The sequence below is a fragment of the Streptomyces sp. DSM 120436 genome, from assembly GCF_055778765.1.
On the sequence record NZ_JBSKBS010000001.1, the window covers coordinates 684,798 to 704,094 of the forward strand.

Genomic DNA, 19,297 nt, shown 5'->3' on the forward strand with positions numbered 1-19,297 from the left:
GACCGTCCCGCCTCAGCGGACCGTCCTGCGGGTCTCCTCGTCGGGGTCCTTCCGCGGGGGCGTGCGGGACAGGAACAGGCCGAAGACGGCCGGGCTGGCCTGCAGCATCTCCAGACGGCCGCCGTCCGCCTCCGCCAGGTCCCGGGCGACCGCCAGGCCGATCCCGGTGGAGTTGCGGCCGCTGATCGCCCGCTCGAAGATCCGCGCGCCCAGCTCGGCGGGCACGCCCGGTCCTTCGTCGGTGACCTCCACGACGACCTGGTTGCCGGTGACCCGGGTGCGCAGGGCGACCGTGCCGCCGCCGTGCATCAGCGAGTTCTCGATCAGCGCGGCCAGCACCTGGGCGACCGCGCCCGGGGTGCCCACGGCCCGCAGGTTCCGCTTGCCGGAGGTGACGATGGCCCGGCCGGCGCTGCGGTAGGCGGGGCGCCACTCGGCGAGCTGCTGCGTGATCACCTCGTCGAGTTCGAAGGTGACGGCGGAGCCGGTGCGCGGGTCCCGGGAGTTGGTCAGCAGCCGCTCCACCACGTCCGTCAGCCGCTCCACCTGCGTGAGCGCGATCGTCGCCTCCTCCTTCACCGTCTCCGGGTCGTCGGTGAGGGTGATCTCCTCCAGCCGCATGGACAGCGCGGTGAGCGGGGTGCGCAGCTGGTGGGAGGCGTCGGCGGCGAGCCGCCGCTCGGCGGTCAGCATGCGGGCGATGCGTTCGGCGGAGGCGTCCAGCACGTCGGCGACCCGGTCCAGCTCGGGGACGCCGTAGCGGCGGTGGCGGGGGCGCGGGTCGCCGGAGCCGAGCCGCTCGGCGGTCTCGGCGAGGTCGGTCAGCGGGGAGGCGAGGCGGTTGGCCTGCCGGATCGCCAGCAGCACCGCCGCGATCACCGCGAGCAGCGCGACCAGGCCGATGATCAGCAGGGTGCGGCCGACCTCCTCGGTCACCGAGGAGCGCGACTCCTGGACGGTGACCGTCTCGCCCTCCTCGCCGGGCGCCGTGGCGCTGATGACGTCGCCGTCCGGCTTGGAGCCGACCTCGATGGGCGGCTTGCCGGGGAGCCGGACGACGGCGTACCGGTCGTCGGGCATCTGCTCGTCGAGGACCTCGGCGGTGACCTTGTCCTCGACGAGCAGCCGGCTGTCGACGATGCTGGCCAGGCGCACCGCCTCGGACTCCACGCGCTCCTTGGCGGTCTCGGTGATGGTGCGGGTCTCGACGATCACCAGGGAGACGCCGAAGACGGCGATCACGACGAGGACCACGGCGAGCGTGGACTGGATCAGACGGCGGCGCATGTTCTCCCACCCGGTGGCGGAACCCCGGCGGGGTCCAGCTCTCTCAGCTCTTCTCGAAGCGGAAGCCCACGCCGCGCACGGTGGCGATGTAACGGGGGTTGGCCGCGTCGTCGCCGAGCTTCTTGCGCAGCCAGGAGATGTGCATGTCGAGGGTCTTGGTGGAGGACCACCAGGTGGTGTCCCAGACCTCGCGCATCAGCTGGTCGCGGGTGACGACCCGGCCCGCGTCGCGCACCAGCACCCGCAGCAGGTCGAACTCCTTGGCGGTGAGCTGGAGCTCCTCGTCGCCCATCCACGCCCGGTGCGACTCGACGTCGATGCGCACGCCGTGGGTGGCGGGCGGCTGCTGCGGCTCGGCCGCGCCGCGCCGCAGCAGGGCCCGGACCCTGGCCAGCAGCTCGGCGAGCCGGAACGGCTTGGTGACGTAGTCGTCGGCGCCCGCGTCCAGGCCGACGACCGTGTCCACCTCGTCGGCGCGCGCGGTGAGGATCAGCAGGGGGACCGTGTGCCCCTCGGCGCGGAGCCGGCGGGCGACCTCCAGGCCGTCCATCCCGGGCAGCCCGAGGTCCAGCACGACCAGGTCGACGCCGCCCCGCATGCCGGCCTCCAGGGCGCCGGGGCCGTCCTCACGCACCTCGACGTCGTAACCCTCCCGGCGCAGGGCGCGGGCCAGCGGCTCCGAGATGGACGCGTCGTCCTCGGCGAGCAGTACACGGGTCATGCCGATGATGGTAGACCCGCGGCCCGAGCCGCAGGGGCGTGATCGGCGGGCTCGGTCCGCACCGGCGTCCCGCCCGGCTCCCGCCTCCCGCACCCTTGGTACGGACCTGCGGGTGCGAGGTGCGATGCTGGGCAGGCCTTCGAATGGACGGTCCCGGTTCCCCTGAAACCTGTGATTCACGTCTCAAGTCCTTCCATATCCGGCACTGTCCTGCCGTATGGTGAACCAACGCCTGTTGCACCGCGGGGACCTTTGGCGGCAGTTGACGCCGAGGGTCTCTTTTGTGTGCGGGCCGGCACGCATCGCCGGCCCTGAAGCAATGACCTGTGGCCGGGCCTTCGCCGCGCGTCGACGCACGGCGAAGGCGTGGATCCCGGTGGTCGCCGTCCGCCGCTCCGTGATCCGGGGCGGCATCCCCCGGGCGTGGGGCGGACGGTACGGCCCGCCGGTGCCGGCCAGCCCCCCACCGGGCGCGTACCCGTCTCGCGCGACGCGTCCCGACAGCAAGGAACGACCATGGCGTCCAGCCTGACGAAGGACTCGGCCTCCCCGGGCACCCCCGGGTCCGAGAAGACCTTCTTCGGCCACCCCCGCGGACTGGCCACACTCTTCATGACCGAGATGTGGGAGCGTTTCTCCTACTACGGCATGAGGGCCCTGCTCCCGCTGTACCTCGTCGCACCGGGCGGACTCGGTCTGAGCGCGGGCACCGCCACCGCCATCTACTCGGTGTACCTCTCGCTGGTGTACCTGCTCGCCATGCCCGGCGGCTGGTTCGGCGACCGGGTCTGGGGCCCCCGCAGGACCGTCGCCGTCGCCGGCGGCGTCATCATGCTGGGCCACCTGACGCTGGCCCTGCCCTACACGGGCACCTTCTACGGCGGCCTCGGCCTCGTCGCGATCGGCTCCGGCCTGCTGAAGGCCAACATCTCCACGATGGTCGGCCAGCTCTACCAGGGCCCGGACGACCCGCGCCGGGACGGCGGCTTCACCGTCTTCTACATGGGCATCAACCTCGGTGCCTTCGCCGCGCCGCTGATCATCGGCACCGTCGGCGAGAGCGTCAACTGGCACCTGGGCTTCGCGCTCGCCGCGCTCGGCATGGGTCTCGGCGTGACGCAGTTCCTGCTGGGCAGCCGCCACCTGGACGCGCAGTCCAGCGTCGTCCCGAAGCCGCTGTCGGCCCAGGAGAAGGCCTCCACGCTGCGCAAGTCCGCGCTGTGGGCGGGCATCGCCGTCGTGGCGTACGCGATCGTCGGGTTCTCCGGCCACTACACCCTGAACTGGATCCTGGTCCCGCTGACCCTGCTCGGCGTGATCATCCCGGTGATGGTGCTGGTCCGCATCAAGCGCGACAAGGACCTCGACCGCACCGAGCAGTCGAAGATGTCCGCGTACATCTGGTTCTTCGTCGCCGCCGCGCTCTTCTGGATGATCTACGACCAGGGCGGCTCGACCCTGTCGATCTTCGCCGACTCGTCGGCCGAGAACAGCGTCTTCGGCTGGGACTTCCCGGTCTCCTGGTACCAGTCGGTCAACCCGGTCCTGATCATGGCGCTGGCCCCGGTCTTCGCCTGGATCTGGCTCGCGCTGAACCGGCGCGGCAAGGAGCCGAGCACGATCGTGAAGTTCGCCTCCGGTCTGATGCTGGTCGGCGTCTCGTTCTTCCTGTTCCTCGCCCCGCTGTCGATCGCCGAGGGCGGTCACAAGGCGGCCGCGCTGTGGCTGGTGGCGGTCTACTTCGTCCAAACCGTCGGCGAGCTGCTGCTCTCCCCGGTCGGCCTGTCGGTCACCACGAAGATGGCGCCCGCGAAGTACGCCTCGCAGATGATGGGCGTCTGGTTCCTCGCCGTCACCGCCGGCGACGCCACGACCGGCCTGCTGTCCATCGCCGGTGTCGACCTCAACAAGACCGGCATCGTCGCCCTGGAGGCGACCCTCGCGGTCCTGGCCGGCGCGGCGGTCTGGATGTACCGCAACAAGGTCAAGGCCCTGATGGGCGACGTCCGCTGAGACGGCGCCGACCGCACCCCGCACGGGGAGAAGGGCCCGCAGCCGACACGGCTGCGGGCCCTTCGTGTGTGGTGCGGTCGGCGCGGGGTGCGGAGCGGGCGCGCGCAGGCGGGCGGGGCCGGGGGCGGGGTGCGTGCCACGGCGCGGGGCGGATGCGCGCAGGCGCGGGGTGAGGCGGCCGGGGTGCGTGCCCCGGCACGGCTGCCGGGCGCTCCCCGGGCACCGGGGTGCCACGGCACAGGGGCGCATCCCAGCACAGGGGTGCACCCCGGCACAGGGGTGCCACGGCACAGGGGTGCCACGGCGCAGGACAGGTGCCGGGGCGGTGAGACGGCCGGGGTGCATGCCCCGGCACGGCTGCCGGGCGCTCCCCGGGCACCGGGGTGCCACGGCACAGGAGTGCACCCCGGCACAGGAGTGCACCCCGGCACAGGGGTGCCACGGCACAGGAGCGCATCCCGGCACAGGGGTGCCACGGCGCAGGACAGGTGCCGGGGCGGTGAGACGGCCGGGGTGCATGCCCCGGCACGGCTGCCGGGCGCTCCCCGGGCACCGGGGTGCCACGGCACAGGAGTGCACCCCGGCACAGGAGCGCATCCCGGCACAGGAGCGCATCCCGGCACAGAGGTGCCACGGCGCAGGACAGGTGCCGGGGCGGTGAGACGGCCGGGGTGCGTACCCCGGCACGGCTGCCGGGCGCTCCCCGGGCACCGGGGGCTGGGCGCGGACATGCCGACGCGGGCGCCGGGCGGGAGGCGGGGCGACGCGGGCGCCGGGCGGGAGGCGGGGCGACGCGGGCGCCGGGCGGGAGGCGGGCGACGCGGGCGCCGGGCGGGAGGCGGGGCGGCACGGGCGCCCGACGCCATGAGAGGGGCGCCTGAAACCCGGGCGAGGTGGCGCGGACGCCTCGGTGCCGGTGGAGCGGCGCCCCGGAACTCGGTGAGGCGTCCCGGCACCCGCTGCCAGGAGCGCAGCGCCCGGTACCCGGGCCGGCACCCCGGGCGCCCGATGCCGGAAGAGAGGCGGTTCGGAGGCGCGCCCGGACCCGGGCGCGGCGGGGAGCCCGACCTTCGGCGCGGTGGGAGGACCCGCCCGCGTCGCACGGCGCGGGAGCGGCCGCAGCGGGCGTCGGGGAGCTGCCGGTCCGGTTTCCCCCTGAGGAGGGGCCTGGGAGTCGCTCAGAGGGCTCTGAGGCGGCCTGAGGGCACGGACGGGGCGGAACCGTGTGGCGGGCCCGTGTCGCGGCGGCTCAGCGGCGTACAGCGGCTTCCGCCGCCGGGCGGGGCGTTCGCGCGAGGGCCGCGAGGCGGTGGCGCCCCGCGGCCGGCGCTCCGCGTCCTGGAGCGGACGGCGGGCGGCGCCCCATGGCGCCGGCGCCGAACGGCAGCGCACGGAGCGGCCCGCGCGCAAGCGCCCCGCACGGGAGTCCCCGAGGTCGACGCGGCTGCGCGGGACGTGCGTCTCGGGCGGCGCCGCCTGCGCGCAGGGCGGCGCGGGACGAGGCGCCGGGCGCCGGGAGGCGGCCCGGCGTCACGAAGGGGTGCCCAGTTCGGCCCAGACCGTCTTGCCCGCGATGTCAGGGGCGCGGAGCACGCCCCAGTCCAGGCACAGGCGCTGGACGATGAACATGCCGTGGCCTCCCGGCCGGCCCGCGCGGTGCGGCGTGCGCGGGGACGGCTGGCCGGCGCCCCGGTCGGTGACCTCGAGCCGGATCACCTTGCGGTCGCAGGTGATGGTCAGCAGATCCGGCCCCTCCGCGTGCAGGCACGCGTTGGTGACCAGCTCGGACACGACGAGCAGGACGTCCTCGGCGGCGGCCCGCCGGTCCGCCGTGGCGGTCGGCAGCCAGCCCCAGTCGTACAGCGCCTGCCGCGTGAAGTCCCGCGCGAGCGGCACGACCCCGCTCTGGTCCTCGAAGCTCAGCCGGCGCACCTGGGCGCCGCCGGACGGACCCGGTGGCGACGCCGGTGCGGTCGGCACGGCCACGCCGCCGTCCGGGACGGCCGCGGCCGGTGCGGCGCCCCCGGGCGTCCCGGAAGCGCCGCTGGGCTCCGGACCGCGGTCGCCCGGCGGATAGGGCCGGGTGGTGCTCATCAGCGCTTCACCTCACCGTGTCACCAGTTCACCATGCGAAATATTCCGTACTCGGTCAGTCACGCGCGGACGGCCCGAACGGTTCTCGGCGCCCTCCCGGCCACCGTCTCCGGGACGTTCAGGGTGTCTCCTGCCCGAGCCGCCCGACGGAACACCCCCGTATTCGCACGAAAAAACGCGCCGGGGATCCCCCGCCGTCGGCGGGTGCGGAGCGAACGCCCCGCCGGGCCTGCCCGCGCGTGTCACGCCGAATCGTCGGCCAGGGCCGCCTCGAGCGTGTCGTGAACGGCGAACACCGCGTCCGCCCCCGTGATCTCGAACACACGCGCGACAACGGGCTGCATCCCCACGAGGTGCACCCCGCCTCCGCCCGCCTCGGCCTTCAGTCGGGCGCCGAGCAGCACGTTCAGCCCCGTGGAGTCACAGAACTCCAGCCGGGAGCAGTCGATGACAAGCCGCTTGAAACCCTTGGCGAGACAGTCCTCCAGTGGCTCCCGCAACAGATCGGCGGTGTGATGGTCCAACTCACCCGCCGGGGTCACGACGGCACTGGGGCCCTCTTCTCGCACCTCGACCAGAAGCCGGCCCGACTGTGCGCTGCCGACCGTCCCGCGGTCCATGCCGTCTCTCTCTCCCGAGGTCGTGGCTGTTCCTGACGCCCTCGAACATTACGCCTTCCGGCTAAGCATCGACACTCTAACAATCGCGCACAAACGGACATAACCGCACAGAAGACACTTGCACCGGGCTTCGAGCAGCCGGTAGGGCTAGTAAAGACACGCACCCGACACGGCCGGCTTTGGAGGCGCCGCACACCGCAGTGCACGTATCGGCTTCGGCAGCCATATGCCGAGAACGATGGAGGACATCATGTCACCCCGGCTCGACGCATCGCCTACCCGAAAAGCGACGTCGACACCACCTCCGGAACATCTGGATCCCATCGAGCAGGGCGACCTGGGAGTCGACCCGGACGGTCTCCTCGCCGGACTCCCGGAGATCCCCCCGTACGACGAGGTGGGCCCGGTCGACGCACGGGCCCTGTCCAAGACCTTGTTCGAGCGCCTGGAGTCGCTCGACGAAGGCAGTCCCGAGTACTCGTACGTACGCACCACGCTCGTCGAACTGAACCTCGCCCTGGTCAAGTTCGCCGCCTCCCGGTTCCGCTCGCGCAGCGAGCCCATGGAGGACATCATCCAGGTCGGCACCATCGGCCTGATCAAGGCGATCGACCGCTTCGAACACACGCGGGGTGTGGAGTTCCCCACCTTCGCGATGCCGACCATCATCGGCGAGATCAAGCGCTTCTTCCGCGACACCTCGTGGTCCGTGCGCGTGCCGCGCCGCCTGCAGGAGCTGCGGCTGGACCTGGCCAAGGCCGGTGACGAACTGGCCCAGCAGCTCGACCGCGCGCCGACGGTGGCCGAGCTGGCGGACCGGCTGGGCATCACCCCCGACGAGGTCGTCGAGGGCATGGCCGCGTCGAACGCGTACACCGCCTCCTCGCTGGACGCCCAGCCCGAGGAGGACGACACCGAGAGCGCGCTGGCCGACCGGATCGGCTACGAGGACCACGGGCTCGAAGGCATCGAGTACATCGAGTCGTTGAAGCCGCTGATCGCCGAACTGCCGTCGCGGGACCGGAAGATCCTGTCGCTGCGGTTCGTCGCCGGCATGACCCAGTCGGAGATCGGCGAGGAGCTCGGCATCTCCCAGATGCACGTCTCCCGGCTGTTGTCCCGGACGCTGGTGAAGCTGCGCAAGGGCCTCACGGTCGAGGAGTGATCCCCGCCACGTGACGTCCGTCCCCCGAAGGGCGGCCCGGGTCCGGGCCGCCCTTCGGGGGTTCGAGAGCCGTTCAGCGGCCTGTCAGACCTGCCGTACGCCCCTGCGCCACACGCCCGTGACCAGCGGGACGCCCGGCCGGTAGGCCAGGTGGACATGGCTGGGGGCGTCGAGCAGCACCAGGTCCGCGTACGCGCCCGGGACGAGCCGGCCGACGTCGGTGCGCCGCAGTGCCGCCGCGCCGCCCGCCGTGGCCGCCCAGACGGCCTCGTCGGGCGTCATCCCCATGTCCCGCACGGCGAGCGCGACGCAGAACGGCACCGACGAGGTGAAGGACGAACCGGGGTTGCAGTCGGTGGACAGCGCCACCGTCGCTCCCGCGTCCAGCAGCCGCCGGGCGTCCGGCCACGCGGCGCGGGTGGAGAACTCCGCGCCGGGCAGCAGCGTGGCGACGGTCGCGCTGTGCGCCAGCGCGTCCACGTCGGCGTCGGTGAGGTGGGTGCAGTGGTCGGCGCTGGCCGCGTCCAGCTCGACGGCCAGTCGCACGCCGGGGCCGTACGAGAGCTGGTTGGCGTGGATCCGCGGGTGCAGTCCCTTCGCACGGCCGGCGGTGAGGATCGCGCGTGCCTGGTCGCCGTCGAAGGCGCCCTCCTCGCAGAACACGTCGATCCAGCGGGCGTGCGGCGCGCAGGCGTCCAGCATCTCGCCGGTGACCAGGGCGACGTAGCCGGCCGGGTCGTCGGCGTACTCGGGGGCGACGACGTGGGCGCCGAGGTAGGTGACCTCGTCGGTGTGGCGGGCGGCGAGGCGCAGGGCGCGGGCCTCGTCCTCGACGGTCAGGCCGTAGCCGGACTTGGTCTCGAAGGTCGTGGTGCCCTGGCGCAGCGCCTCCGCGAGGTAGCGGGTGAGATTGGCCTCCAGCTCCTCCTCGGTCGCGGCGCGGGTCGCGGCGACGGTGGTGCGGATGCCGCCCGCGCGGTACGGGCGGCCCGACATGCGGGCGTTGAACTCCTCGGTGCGGTCCCCGGCGAACACCAGGTGGGAGTGGGAGTCGACGAAGCCCGGCAGGACCGCGCGGCCGCCCGCGTCGACCCGGTTGTCGGTGGCGGGTGCTTTGCTTGCGGGACCGGTCCACACGACGCGGTCGTCCTCCATGACGACGGCCGCGTCCCGGACCAGGCCGAGGGGGTCCGTGGCGCGGAGGGAGGGGTCGTTGGTGACCAGCGTGGCGATGTTCGTGATGACGGTGGCGCTCATGGTGTCCTCATGGGTCGTCAGGCGCGCAAGTCCTGGATCGCCTGCGCGAGGGCTCCGGGCACGTCGGGGATCAGCGTGTGCGCCCCGTCGCGCACCACGTGCCGGCCCGCCACGACCGTGTGCCGCACGTCGGCGGCCGTCGCGGCGAATACGGCTGTCTCCGCGCCCAGCCGGGGCGGCGCTCCCGCCGTCCTGACCGAGTCGAGCGCGACGGTGGTGAGGTCGGCGTGCGCCCCGGCCTCGATGAGGCCGGTGTCGTCCCAGCCGAGCGCCGCGTGCCCGTCGGCGGTCGCCGCGCGCAGCAGGGCCGCGGCCGTCCAGTGGCCCCGGGTGCGGGTGCGCAGCCGCTCGTTCAGCTCCATCGCGCGCGCCTCCTCGAAGAGGTCGACGACGGCGTGGCTGTCGGAGCCGAGACTGAGCGGGGAACCCGCGTCCTGCAGGGCCGCGGCGGGTCCGATGCCGTCCGCGAGGTCGCGTTCGGTGGTGGGGCACATGCAGGTGCCGGTGCCGCTGCCGCCGATCAGCGAGACGTCCTCGGCGGTGAGGTGGGTGAGGTGCACGCCGGTGGTGCGCGGCCCGAGCACGCCGTGCCGGGCGAGCAGTTGGGCGGGGGTGCAGCCGTGCGCCTCCCGGCAGGCGTCGTTCTCGGCGGTCTGCTCGGACAGGTGCACGTGCAGCGGGGCCCGCCGCTCCTCGGCCCAGCGCGCCACGGTCGGCAGCTGCTCGGCGGGCACGGCCCGTACGGAGTGCACGGCCGCGCCGATCCGCGCGTGGTCCCGGTCCTTGAGAAGAGAGGAGCGTGCGGCCCAGGCGTCCGCGTCGCCGTCGGAGAAGCGGAGCTGGTGGGCGGTGGGCGGCCGGCCGAAGCCGGAGGAGAGGTAGGCGGTGTCGAGGAGGGTGATCCGGATGCCGGCCTCGGCGGCGGCCGCGAGGAGCGCCTCCCCCATGGCGTTGGGGTCGGCGTAGGGCGTGCCGCCGGGCGCGTGGTGCACGTAGTGGAACTCGCCGACCGTCGTGATCCCGGCCAGCGCCATCTCGGCGTACACGGCGCGGGCGAGGGCGTGGTAACGGTCCGGGGTGAGCCGCTCGGCGGTGGCGTACATGACCTCGCGCCAGGTCCAGAAGGTGCCGGAGCCGACCTGGACGGTGGAGCGCAGGGCGCGGTGGAAGGCGTGGCTGTGGGCGTTCGCCAGTCCGGGGAGGGTCAGTCCGCGCAGGACCTCGGCGCCGGGCGGGGGCGCGGGGACGCCGGTGCGGACGGCGGCGATGCGCCCGTCCGCCACGTCGACGGCGACGGCGGGCTCGACGTGCGTGCCGAGCCAGGCGTGTTCCAGCCAGTACGTCCGGGGGGCGGCGGTCACGGGGCGGCCAGTCCTTCCAGTACGTCGGCGAGGGCGAGGACCCCGGCCACGCAGTCGTCCTCGGCGGCGGACTCGGCCGGGGAGTGCGAGACGCCGGTGGGGTTGCGCACGAACAGCATGGCGGTCGGGACACGTCCCGCGAGGATGCCGGCGTCGTGTCCGGCGCCGGTGCCGAGGACGGGCACCTTCAGGCCGGTGTCCGCGCCCAGGATGCGGGCGAGCCGGTCGCGCAGGGCGTGGTCGAACTCGACGACCGGGGTGAAGGACTCGCGCTCCACGTCCAGGTGGACGCCGTGGGCGGCGGCGTACGCGCGGGCGGCCCGCTCCACGCCGCCGACCACCGCGTCCAGTCGCTCCTGGTCGGCGGCCCGGGAGTCGAGCCAGCCGCGCACCAGGGAGGGCACGGCGTTGACGCCGTTCGGCTCGACGGACAGCTTGCCGAACGTGGCGACCGCGTCCGCGTGTCCGGCCTCGCGGCGGGCGGCGAGGACGGTCTCGGCGTACGGCAGCATCGGGTCGTGCCGGTCGGCGAGCCGGGTGGTGCCGGCGTGGTTGGCCTCGCCGCGGAAGTCGAACCGCCAGCGGCCGTGCGGCCAGATCGCGGACGCGACGCCGACCCGGTCGCCGGTGAGGTCCAGCGCCCGGCCCTGCTCGATGTGCAGCTCGACGAACGCGCCGATGCGGCCGAGGCGTACGGGGTCGGGGCCGATGGCGTCCGGGTCGTGGCCGGCGGTCTCCATGGCCTGCGGGAGGGTGATGCCGTCGGCGTCGGTGAGCCGGCGGGCCTGTTCGACGGTGAGCGCGCCCGCGGTGAGCCGGGAGCCGACGCAGGCGAGCCCGAAGCGGGCGCCTTCCTCGTCGCCGAAGTTGACGATGCCGAGCGGCCTGGCCGGGCGGACGCCGCGGCGGCGCAGTTCGTCGAGGGCGGCGAAGGCGGAGACGACGCCGAGGGGGCCGTCGAAGGCCCCGCCGTCGGGCACGGAGTCCAGGTGCGACCCGGTGACCACGGCGTCCCCCTCGGCGGGGTCGCCGAGCCAGGCCCACTGGTTGCCGTTGCGGTCCGTCTCGTAGGCGAGGCCGCGGCGGCGGGCCTGCTCGCGGAACCAGTCCCGGCAGTCGGCGTCGGCGCCGGTCCAGGCGAACCGGCGGTAGCCGCCGCTGGTGGAGTTCCGTCCCACCGGCAGCAGTTGCCGCCACATCTCGTGGAAGGAGGCCGCCCCGGGCGCAGGCCGTACGGGGGGCCCGGGGGCGGCGGGGTTCCCGTGGGTCATGCCTGCTCGCCCTCGCGCATGGGGACGCGCACGCCCCGCTCGTCCGCGACCGCCTCGGCGAGGTCGTACCCGGCGTCGACGTGCCGGATGACGCCCATGCCGGGGTCGTTGGTGAGCACCCGCCGGATCTTCTCGCCGGCCAGGGCGGTGCCGTCGGCGACGGTGACCTGCCCGGCGTGGATCGAGCGGCCCATGCCGACGCCCCCGCCGTGGTGGACGGAGACCCAGGAGGCCCCGGAGGCGACGTTCACCATGGCGTTGAGCAGCGGCCAGTCGGCGATGGCGTCGGAACCGTCGAGCATCGCCTCGGTCTCCCGGTAGGGGGAGGCCACGGACCCGCAGTCGAGGTGGTCGCGGCCGATGACGACCGGCGCGGACAGTTCGCCGCTCGCGACCATGTCGTTGAAGCGCTCGCCGGCCCTGTCGCGTTCGCCGTAGCCGAGCCAGCAGATGCGGGCGGGCAGGCCCTGGAAGCGGACCCGCTCCCCGGCCAGCCTGATCCAGCGGGCGAGGGACTCGTTCTCCGGGAACAGGTCGAGGACCGCCCGGTCGGTCCTCGCGATGTCGGCGGGGTCGCCGGAGAGGGCGGCCCAGCGGAAGGGGCCCTTGCCCTCGCAGAACAGCGGGCGGATGTAGGCGGGGACGAAGCCGGGGAAGGCGAACGCCCGCTCGTACCCGGCGAGCTGTGCCTCGCCGCGGATCGAGTTGCCGTAGTCGAAGACCTCGGCGCCGGCGTCCTGGAAGCCGACCATCGCCTCGACGTGCCGGGCCATGGACGCGCGGGCGCGCGCGGTGAAGCCGGCCGGGTCCTTGGCGGCGGCGTCGGCCATGTCCTCGAAGGCCGTGCCGAGGGGCAGGTAGGCCAGGGGGTCGTGGGCGGAGGTCTGGTCGGTGACGATGTCGACCGGGGCGCCCATGGCGAGGAGCTGCGGGACGGTCTCGGCCGCGTTGCCGAGCACGCCGATGGACAAGGGCCTGCGCCGGTCGCGGGCCTCGACGGCGAGCCGCAGCGCGTGGTCGAGGGAGTCGGCGCGCACGTCGAGGTAGCGGTGCTCGATGCGGCGTTCGATGGCGCGCGGGTCGCAGTCGACGCAGATCGCGACGCCGTCGTTCATGGTCACGGCGAGCGGCTGGGCGCCGCCCATGCCGCCGAGTCCGGCGGTGAGGGTGATCGTGCCGGCGAGCGAGCCGCCGAAGCGCTTGGCGGCGACGGCGGCGAAGGTCTCGTAGGTGCCCTGGAGGATGCCCTGGGTGCCGATGTAGATCCAGGAGCCGGCGGTCATCTGCCCGTACATGGTCAGGCCGAGGGCCTCCAGACGGCGGAACTCCTCCCAGTTCGCCCAGTCGCCGACCAGGTTGGAGTTGGCGATGAGGACGCGCGGCGCCCACTCGTGGGTCCGCATGACGCCGACGGGGCGGCCGGACTGGACGAGCATCGTCTCGTCCTGCTCGAGCCCCTTGAGGGTGCGGACCATGGCGTCGAAGGAGCGCCAGTCGCGGGCCGCCTTGCCGGTGCCGCCGTAGACGACGAGCTGGTCGGGGTGCTCGGCGACCTCCGGGTCGAGGTTGTTCCGCAGCATCCGCAGGGCGGCCTCCTGCTGCCATCCGAGGGCGCTCAGCCCGCTGCCGCGCGGCGCTCGGACGGGGCCGGGGGGCGGCCCGTCGGGCCCCGGCCGAGGGTGGCGGCGGGAGACGGGCGGGCGGGGTCCGGACATGGGGCGCCTCCAGGGTGCCGACGTCGTCTGCGGATATTCACATCCTCATGAACTGAATAGACCTAGTCAATACCGGGGGTGCGTCGGTACGGCCGTCCGGGGGATGTTTGGCTGGACGCATGCGCGCGAACGAGCAGACCGAGGACAGGACGGACGGCATGACGGCCGGGACGGACCCGCGGGCCGCCGGACGGGCGGCCCGCCGGGACGCGGCGGTGCGGGCGGCCGTGGAGCAGGGGCTCCTCGACGCCGGCGTGCCCCTCGTGGCGCTGCTGGACGTCACCGGCATCCGTGAGGCGGCGGCGGACCTGCGGGCCGCGTTCGAGGCGGTGACCGCGCCCGGCACGCCGGTGCTGCACGCCTTCGCGGTCAAGGCGAGCCCGCTGGTGCCGGTGCTGCGGCTGCTGCGCGAGGAGGGCATCGGCGCGGAGGTGGCGAGCCCGGGCGAGCTGGCGCTGGCGCGCGCCGCGGGCGTGGAGCCGGGGCGCACGGTGCTGGACTCCCCCGCCAAGACGCACGCCGAGCTGCGGGAGGCGCTGGAGCTGGGCGTCGCCGTGAACGCGGACAACCCGCAGGAGCTGGAGCGCATCGACGCGCTGGTGACCGGCACGGACGTCCGCGCGCCGCTCGGCATCCGGGTGAACCCGCAGGTCGGGGGCGGTTCCATCGAGGCGCTGTCGACCGCCACGGCCACCTCGAAGTTCGGTGTGGCGCTGCGCGACGAGGGCGCGCGGGAGTGGGTGGTCCGGGCGTACCTGGACCGGCCGTGGCTGACCCGGCTGCACGCCCACACCGGCTCCCAGGGCATCGCCCTGACGATGATGGCGCGCGGGATCGCGGAGACGTACGAGCTGGCGGAGGAGATCAACCGGCGGGCCGGGCGGCGCCAGGTCGACACCCTCGACATCGGCGGCGGACTGCCGGTGAACTTCGCCTCCGAGGAGAGCCGCCCCGGCTACGCGGAGTACGCGCGGCTGCTCAAGGAGACGGTGCCGGGGCTGTTCGACGGGCGGTACGGGCTGGTCACCGAGTTCGGCCGGTCCCTGCTGGCCAAGCACGGCACGATGGTCACCCGCGTGGAGTACGCCAAGAGCGCGGGCGGCCGGCCGGTCGCGGTGACCCACGCGGGCGTGCAGGTGGCGACGCGCACGGTGTACGCGCCGGCGTCGTGGCCGCTGCGGATCGCCGCGTACGACGCGAAGGGGCTGCCCAAGCAGGGCCCGGCGGTCGTCCAGGACGTGGCGGGACCGGCCTGCTTCGCGGGCGACCTGCTGGCACAGGGGCAGGCGCTGCCGCTGCTGGAGCAGGGCGACCACGCGGCGGTGCTGGACACCGGCGCGTACTACTTCGCGCACCACTACGCGTACAACTCGCTCCCCCGCCCGGCCGTCCTCGGCTTCACGCGGGACGCCTCCGGCGCGATCACCTTCGCGACGGTCCGCCCGGCCCAGCCGGTCGAGGAGATCGTCACGGAGTCGGGCGCGGCCCACGCGGACGCCCTGACGGGGCTGGGGAACGCGCCCTCGGTGTGACCGGCGGGGACGCGGGCTCCCCCCGCCGGCACAGGTACGCCTGAACGCCCCGGGCGCGTGGCCGTCACGCGCCCGGGGCGTCGGCTACGCCGCCGTCACGAGCCTGCGGCGGGCGCCGCCGGGGGCCGCGTCGCCCGCGGCGATGCCGGTCGTGCGGTAGGCCTTGACGGCGCGTCCCGCGGGACGGCCCGCGCCCTTGCGGAGCCAGTCGACGCGGACCCACAGCAGCACGTCCTCGGCCTGCTCCAGGCGGCCGATCCACGCCGCCTTCAGCCACAGCCCCACCCCGCACCCGGCGAGCAGCAGACCGGCCGCGGCGGGCGCCGCGAGCGCCGAGCCGAGCGCGGCGAGGAAGGCGAGCAGCAGCCACCAGCGGTGCGCCCGGCGCCAGTTGCGCGCGGTCACCGCGCGGTCCTGCAGCACGTCGTGCCGGCCCGCCCGGGCCGCCGCCCGGGCCAGTGCGCGGTACCGGCCCCGCCGCGTGAGGGCCACGAGGGCCGCGGCCACCAGGAACAGCGCGGCCCCGCCGAGCGCGCCGATCCGCGGCCCCGTCAGGCCCGGCACGAACGCCCCGGCGCCCGCGGCGACGACCCCCAGCCACCACAGTGGCGCGGCTCCGGCCCGTACGACGACGGCCACCCGGGCCAGCCCCTGTCCTCCGCGCGTCACGTCCAGCCTCCCGTCATCCGATTCCTGAGGAAGTCCATCTGTGGGAAGTCCCTTGCCAGTGGTCCCTTGCCAGTGGTCCTTTACCTGGGGAACGCCTTGAAGGGAAGTCCCTGCGACGGACGCTAGCGCGGCAAGCTGAGACGAGTCTGAGAAGACGCGGCGGACGGCCCCCGCGTCACACCCGTCACTCCACGAACAGCCCGCGCGCCGCCGCCCGGGTGTCGAACTCCTCCAGCCGCGCCTGCGCGTCCGGCAGGTCGTCGCACATCGCCTCCAGCAGCACCCGCCCCAGCAGCATCGGCGCGCACGCGGTGTCGAACACCAGCGCCGTGCCGACGGCGGCCGGCAGCAGCAGGTCGGACACCTTGGCGACCGGCGCGAACGGCGAGTCGGCGACGGTGACCACGGTCAGCCCCGCCTCCTTGGCGTGGACGAGCGCCTCGAGGACCTCGCGCGGATGCCGCGGCAGCGCGAAGCACAGCAGCGCCGACGCCCCGGCCCGCACGGCGGCGTCGATCCGGTCGAGCAGCATGGTGCCGCCCTCGTCGAGCAGCCGTACGTCCGGGTGGACCTTGGCGGCGAAGTAGGCGAAGCCGTGCGCCTGGGCGGCGGCGGCCCGCAGGCCGAGCACGGGCAGCGGCCGGCTCGCCGCCAGCACACCCCCCGCCCGCCGCACGGGCTCCGGGTCGGCCAGCGCCTCCGCGAGGTGGCGCAGGTTCTCGATCTCGGCCTCGACGGCCTGCTGGTACGCGTTGTACGAGCCGGTCTCCGGGGCGGGTTCGGCCGGCGCGGCCTCGCGCAGGTGCCGGCGCAGCGCGGGATACCCGTCGAAGCCGAGGGCGACCGCGAACCGGGTCACGGAGGGCTGGCTCACCCCGGCCAGCTCGGCCAGCTCCACGCTCGACAGGAACGGCACCTCGGCGGCGCGCCGCACCATGCTGTGCGCGATGCGCCGCTGGGTCGGCGTCAGCCGGTGCCCCTCGAAGAGCGCCTGGAGACGCGCCGCGGGGCTCTCGGTGCCGCTCATGACCTGACTCCCCCTCGGCCGTCCCCGGCCCATTCATCCGTCGTGACTTCTGCATGCCGTTATACAGGCGAACGCCCCGCCGCGCCGGACGGGCGCCGCGCCGCGCGGAGATCACGCCACGAGCAGTTTTCCCGGCCCGCCTCCCCGACACGTCCGGATCCCGGCGGTTCCGCCACGGCGTCCGCGCGGCCGGGAGCGGCCGGACAGCGCGGCTCGTCGGACATACGGGCAACTCGAGACTCAGGCGCTCCACGGGACACACGGCGCGGAACGGGGCGGGGGCGGGCCGGCCCGAGGGCGGGAACGGGGGCTACCCCCAGTGCGGGCCGGTCCCCGCGTGCCTACCTTGTGGGGCATGACCGGAATCGACGCGCGGGACGCCGAGCTGAAGAAGGAACTCCACGCCTCCCTGCAGGCCCGCAGGGAACTGGGCGAGGACTACGAGTCCGCCCTGGTCGACTCGTTCCTCGAGAAGGTCGACCAGCGCATCGACGGCGCGGTGGACCGCCGGGTGCGCCGGCAGCTGGCCGAGCAGCGGATGACGTCCGCACGGGACGCGCGTGCGCCGAGGGCCACGGACTCCTGGGGCGAGCGGTTCGGCTTCGGGATCGTGTCGCTGGTGCTGGCGGTGCCGCTGTCCGCGATCGGCGGGGGCGTGGCCGATCTGCCGGGGCTGCTGGTCGCCTGGGCGGGGATCGTCGGCGTGAACGTCGTCCAGGCCGTGCGCACCAACCCGGGGCTGTTCCGGGGCCGCCGCTCCGCGACCGCCGACGACGCCTGGGAGGACTGAGCCGCAGGGGGCCGGTGGCGTCCCGCGGAAGGGTCGTGCGCGGGGACCGCCGCACCCCCGTCGCCGGGGGGCGGGACGACGGCGGTCCCCGCGAACACGCGCTCCGCCACGGGCGCAGCGCGTGTCACAGGCGTCCAAGGAGGTCCGGGAGCCGCTCCGGAGGTCCGTCGACGCCGTGTGGCCGTCGGCCGGAACGGGGAGCCTCCCCCAGGGCTGAAAGCCTGGGAGGTACCCTCACCGTCCCGCCGACATCCACCACTGTGCCGGAGCTGTGTTAAGCGCGTGCTGCGCGGGCGTGACGTGCTCGTACCACTTCCGCGAAGGGCACGCGCCTCACAGGGACCGCACGGTCCCTCACGCGCCGGTCTTGGCGAGGAAGGACAGCAGGTCCTGACGGCTGACCACACCGGTCGGCTTGCCCTCGACCAGCACGATCGCCGCGTCCGCCTTGCCCAGCACGGCCATCAGGTCCGCGACCGGCTCACCGGAGCCGACCTGCGGCAGCGGCGCCGACAGGTGCTTCTCCAGCGGGTCGTCGAGCGAGGCGCTCTTGCTGAACAGCGCGTCCAGCAGCTCGCGTTCCACCACCGAGCCGACGACCTCGGCGGCCATCACGTCGGGGTGGCCGGCGCCCGGCTTGACGACCGGCATCTGCGAGACGCCGTACTCGCGCAGCACCTCGATGGCCTGGCCGACGGTCTCGTCGGGGTGCATGTGGACGAGGGACGGGATGTGGCCGCCCTCCTTGTCGTCCAGCACGTCGGCGACCCGGGCGCTCGGGCCGGAGTCCTCCAGGAAGCCGTAGTCGGCCATCCACTCGTCGTTGAAGATCTTGCTGAGGTAGCCGCGTCCGCTGTCCGGCAGCAGCACGACGACGACGTCGTCCTCGCCGAGCCGGGAGGCCACCTCCAGCGCCGCCACGACCGCCATGCCGCAGGAGCCGCCCACCAGCAGGCCCTCCTCCTTGGCGAGGCGGCGGGTCATCTGGAAGGAGTCCTTGTCGGAGACGGCGACGATCTCGTCCGCGACGTCCCGGTCGTAGGCGGTCGGCCAGAAGTCCTCGCCGACGCCCTCGACCAGGTACGGACGGCCGGAGCCGCCGGAGTACACCGAGCCCTCGGGGTCCGCGCCGATGACCTTGACGCGGCCGTCGCTGGCCTCCTTGAGGTAGCGGCCGGTGCCGGAGATGGTGCCGCCGGTGCCGACGCCGGCCACGAAGTGGGTGATCTTCCCCTCGGTCTGCTCCCACAGCTCGGGGCCGGTGGAGTGGTAGTGCGACAGGGGGTTGTTCGGGTTGGAGTACTGGTCCGGCTTCCACGCCCCCGGCGTCTCACGGACCAGCCGGTCGGAGACGTTGTAGTAGGAGTCGGGGTGCTCGGGCGCCACCGCGGTCGGACAGACGACGACCTCGGCGCCGTACGCCCGCAGGACGTTGATCTTGTCCATGGACACCTTGTCCGGGCAGACGAAGATGCACTTGTAGCCCTTCTGCTGGGCCACGATGGCGAGCCCGACGCCGGTGTTGCCGCTGGTCGGCTCGACGATCGTGCCGCCGGGCCTGAGCTGCCCGCTCTTCTCGGCCGCCTCGATCATGCGCAGGGCGATGCGGTCCTTCACGGAGCCGCCCGGGTTGAAGTACTCCACCTTGGCCAGGACGGTGGCCTTGATGCCCTTGGTCACGCTGTTGAGCCGCACCAGCGGGGTGTTGCCGACGAGGCTGATCATCGAGTCGTGGAATTGCACCGTTGTCTCCGGATGCTGCAAAAGATGTGGTC

At 74.0% G+C, this 19,297-nt stretch carries 15 protein-coding genes; 4 read left to right on the top strand and 11 right to left on the bottom strand.

The features are described 5' to 3' along the window. Positions 1-12: 12 nt before the first annotated feature. Both ACWH4W_RS03035 and ACWH4W_RS03040 read right to left on the bottom strand, forming a co-directional pair. Complete coding sequence (locus ACWH4W_RS03035; protein ID WP_473074302.1) at positions 13-1,287, bottom strand: ATP-binding protein; 1,275 nt, start codon at positions 1,285-1,287, stop codon at positions 13-15. A gap of 43 nt (positions 1,288-1,330) precedes the next feature. Continuing rightward, on the bottom strand, positions 1,331-2,008 hold the full coding sequence (locus ACWH4W_RS03040; protein ID WP_473074303.1) for a response regulator transcription factor: 678 nt from the start codon (positions 2,006-2,008) through the stop codon (positions 1,331-1,333). A 516-nt stretch (positions 2,009-2,524) separates the two neighbouring features. Here ACWH4W_RS03040 and ACWH4W_RS03045 point away from each other — a divergent pair. Next, complete coding sequence (locus tag ACWH4W_RS03045; protein ID WP_473074304.1) at positions 2,525-4,021, top strand: oligopeptide:H+ symporter; 1,497 nt, start codon at positions 2,525-2,527, stop codon at positions 4,019-4,021. A gap of 1,530 nt (positions 4,022-5,551) precedes the next feature. Here ACWH4W_RS03045 and ACWH4W_RS03050 read toward each other — a convergent pair. Together ACWH4W_RS03050 and ACWH4W_RS03055 are read right to left on the bottom strand one after the other, a co-directional pair. Then, on the bottom strand, positions 5,552-6,115 hold the full coding sequence (locus ACWH4W_RS03050; protein ID WP_473074305.1) for an ATP-binding protein: 564 nt from the start codon (positions 6,113-6,115) through the stop codon (positions 5,552-5,554). 242 nt (positions 6,116-6,357) lie between these two features. Further along, positions 6,358-6,735, bottom strand: coding sequence for an STAS domain-containing protein (locus ACWH4W_RS03055; protein ID WP_106413887.1), 378 nt, complete (start codon positions 6,733-6,735; stop codon positions 6,358-6,360). Positions 6,736-6,985: 250 nt separating this feature from the next. Between ACWH4W_RS03055 and ACWH4W_RS03060 the strand changes: the two genes are divergently transcribed. Then, complete coding sequence (locus tag ACWH4W_RS03060) at positions 6,986-7,900, top strand: RNA polymerase sigma factor SigF (RefSeq protein ID WP_473077397.1); 915 nt, start codon at positions 6,986-6,988, stop codon at positions 7,898-7,900. Positions 7,901-7,984: 84 nt separating this feature from the next. Here the strand turns inward: ACWH4W_RS03060 and hutI are convergent, their stop codons facing one another. The 4 genes from hutI to hutU are packed head-to-tail and all read right to left on the bottom strand — an operon-like array spanning position 7,985 to position 13,504. Next, entirely contained in the window at positions 7,985-9,157 is a 1,173-nt protein-coding gene (hutI, locus tag ACWH4W_RS03065) for an imidazolonepropionase (RefSeq protein WP_473074306.1), read from the bottom strand. A 17-nt stretch (positions 9,158-9,174) separates the two neighbouring features. After that, positions 9,175-10,518: a formimidoylglutamate deiminase gene (locus ACWH4W_RS03070; protein WP_473074307.1), complete on the bottom strand. Its 1,344-nt coding sequence runs from the start codon at positions 10,516-10,518 to the stop codon at positions 9,175-9,177. Further along, positions 10,515-11,789: an allantoate amidohydrolase gene (locus ACWH4W_RS03075; protein ID WP_473074308.1), complete on the bottom strand. Its 1,275-nt coding sequence runs from the start codon at positions 11,787-11,789 to the stop codon at positions 10,515-10,517. Before ACWH4W_RS03075 ends, ACWH4W_RS03070 begins: the two co-directional genes overlap by 4 nt. Then, positions 11,786-13,504, bottom strand: coding sequence for a urocanate hydratase (gene hutU / locus ACWH4W_RS03080; protein WP_473074309.1), 1,719 nt, complete (start codon positions 13,502-13,504; stop codon positions 11,786-11,788). The genes ACWH4W_RS03075 and hutU overlap by 4 nt, the downstream gene beginning before the upstream one ends. 119 nt (positions 13,505-13,623) lie before the next feature. Here hutU and ACWH4W_RS03085 point away from each other — a divergent pair, with 119 nt between their 5' ends. After that, complete coding sequence (locus tag ACWH4W_RS03085; protein ID WP_473074310.1) at positions 13,624-15,036, top strand: type III PLP-dependent enzyme domain-containing protein; 1,413 nt, start codon at positions 13,624-13,626, stop codon at positions 15,034-15,036. Positions 15,037-15,120: 84 nt separating this feature from the next. Here ACWH4W_RS03085 and ACWH4W_RS03090 read toward each other — a convergent pair whose 3' ends face one another. Together ACWH4W_RS03090 and ACWH4W_RS03095 are read right to left on the bottom strand one after the other, a co-directional pair. Next, complete coding sequence (locus ACWH4W_RS03090; protein WP_473074311.1) at positions 15,121-15,705, bottom strand: hypothetical protein; 585 nt, start codon at positions 15,703-15,705, stop codon at positions 15,121-15,123. A 184-nt stretch (positions 15,706-15,889) separates the two neighbouring features. Then, on the bottom strand, positions 15,890-16,732 hold the full coding sequence (locus tag ACWH4W_RS03095; protein ID WP_473074312.1) for a MurR/RpiR family transcriptional regulator: 843 nt from the start codon (positions 16,730-16,732) through the stop codon (positions 15,890-15,892). A 355-nt stretch (positions 16,733-17,087) separates the two neighbouring features. On the opposite strand from ACWH4W_RS03095, the gene ACWH4W_RS03100 reads away from it, so the two are divergent. After that, positions 17,088-17,522 (top strand): hypothetical protein, encoded by a 435-nt coding sequence (locus tag ACWH4W_RS03100; protein WP_473074313.1) that lies wholly within the window; start codon positions 17,088-17,090, stop codon positions 17,520-17,522. Positions 17,523-17,876: 354 nt separating this feature from the next. On the opposite strand, the gene ACWH4W_RS03105 is transcribed toward ACWH4W_RS03100, so the two are convergent. Next, positions 17,877-19,265, bottom strand: a complete 1,389-nt coding sequence (locus tag ACWH4W_RS03105; protein WP_473074314.1) for a cystathionine beta-synthase — start codon at positions 19,263-19,265, stop codon at positions 17,877-17,879. Positions 19,266-19,297 lie beyond the last annotated feature (32 nt).

What these genes read in the sequence shown, in the direction of transcription:
- ACWH4W_RS03050 (WP_473074305.1), bottom strand. Translation starts at nt 6,115, where the DNA reads ATGAGCACCACCCGGCCCTATCCGCCGGGCGACCGCGGTCCGGAGCCC.
- ACWH4W_RS03075 (WP_473074308.1), bottom strand. Translation starts at nt 11,789, where the DNA reads ATGACCCACGGGAACCCCGCCGCCCCCGGGCCCCCCGTACGGCCTGCG.
- ACWH4W_RS03045 (WP_473074304.1), top strand. Translation starts at nt 2,525, where the DNA reads ATGGCGTCCAGCCTGACGAAGGACTCGGCCTCCCCGGGCACCCCCGGG.
- ACWH4W_RS03035 (WP_473074302.1), bottom strand. Translation starts at nt 1,287, where the DNA reads ATGCGCCGCCGTCTGATCCAGTCCACGCTCGCCGTGGTCCTCGTCGTG.
- ACWH4W_RS03095 (WP_473074312.1), bottom strand. Translation starts at nt 16,732, where the DNA reads ATGAGCGGCACCGAGAGCCCCGCGGCGCGTCTCCAGGCGCTCTTCGAG.
- ACWH4W_RS03055 (WP_106413887.1), bottom strand. Translation starts at nt 6,735, where the DNA reads ATGGACCGCGGGACGGTCGGCAGCGCACAGTCGGGCCGGCTTCTGGTC.
- hutI (WP_473074306.1), bottom strand. Translation starts at nt 9,157, where the DNA reads ATGAGCGCCACCGTCATCACGAACATCGCCACGCTGGTCACCAACGAC.
- ACWH4W_RS03040 (WP_473074303.1), bottom strand. Translation starts at nt 2,008, where the DNA reads ATGACCCGTGTACTGCTCGCCGAGGACGACGCGTCCATCTCGGAGCCG.
- hutU (WP_473074309.1), bottom strand. Translation starts at nt 13,504, where the DNA reads ATGTCCGGACCCCGCCCGCCCGTCTCCCGCCGCCACCCTCGGCCGGGG.
- ACWH4W_RS03060 (WP_473077397.1), top strand. Translation starts at nt 6,986, where the DNA reads ATGTCACCCCGGCTCGACGCATCGCCTACCCGAAAAGCGACGTCGACA.
- ACWH4W_RS03085 (WP_473074310.1), top strand. Translation starts at nt 13,624, where the DNA reads ATGCGCGCGAACGAGCAGACCGAGGACAGGACGGACGGCATGACGGCC.
- ACWH4W_RS03100 (WP_473074313.1), top strand. Translation starts at nt 17,088, where the DNA reads ATGACCGGAATCGACGCGCGGGACGCCGAGCTGAAGAAGGAACTCCAC.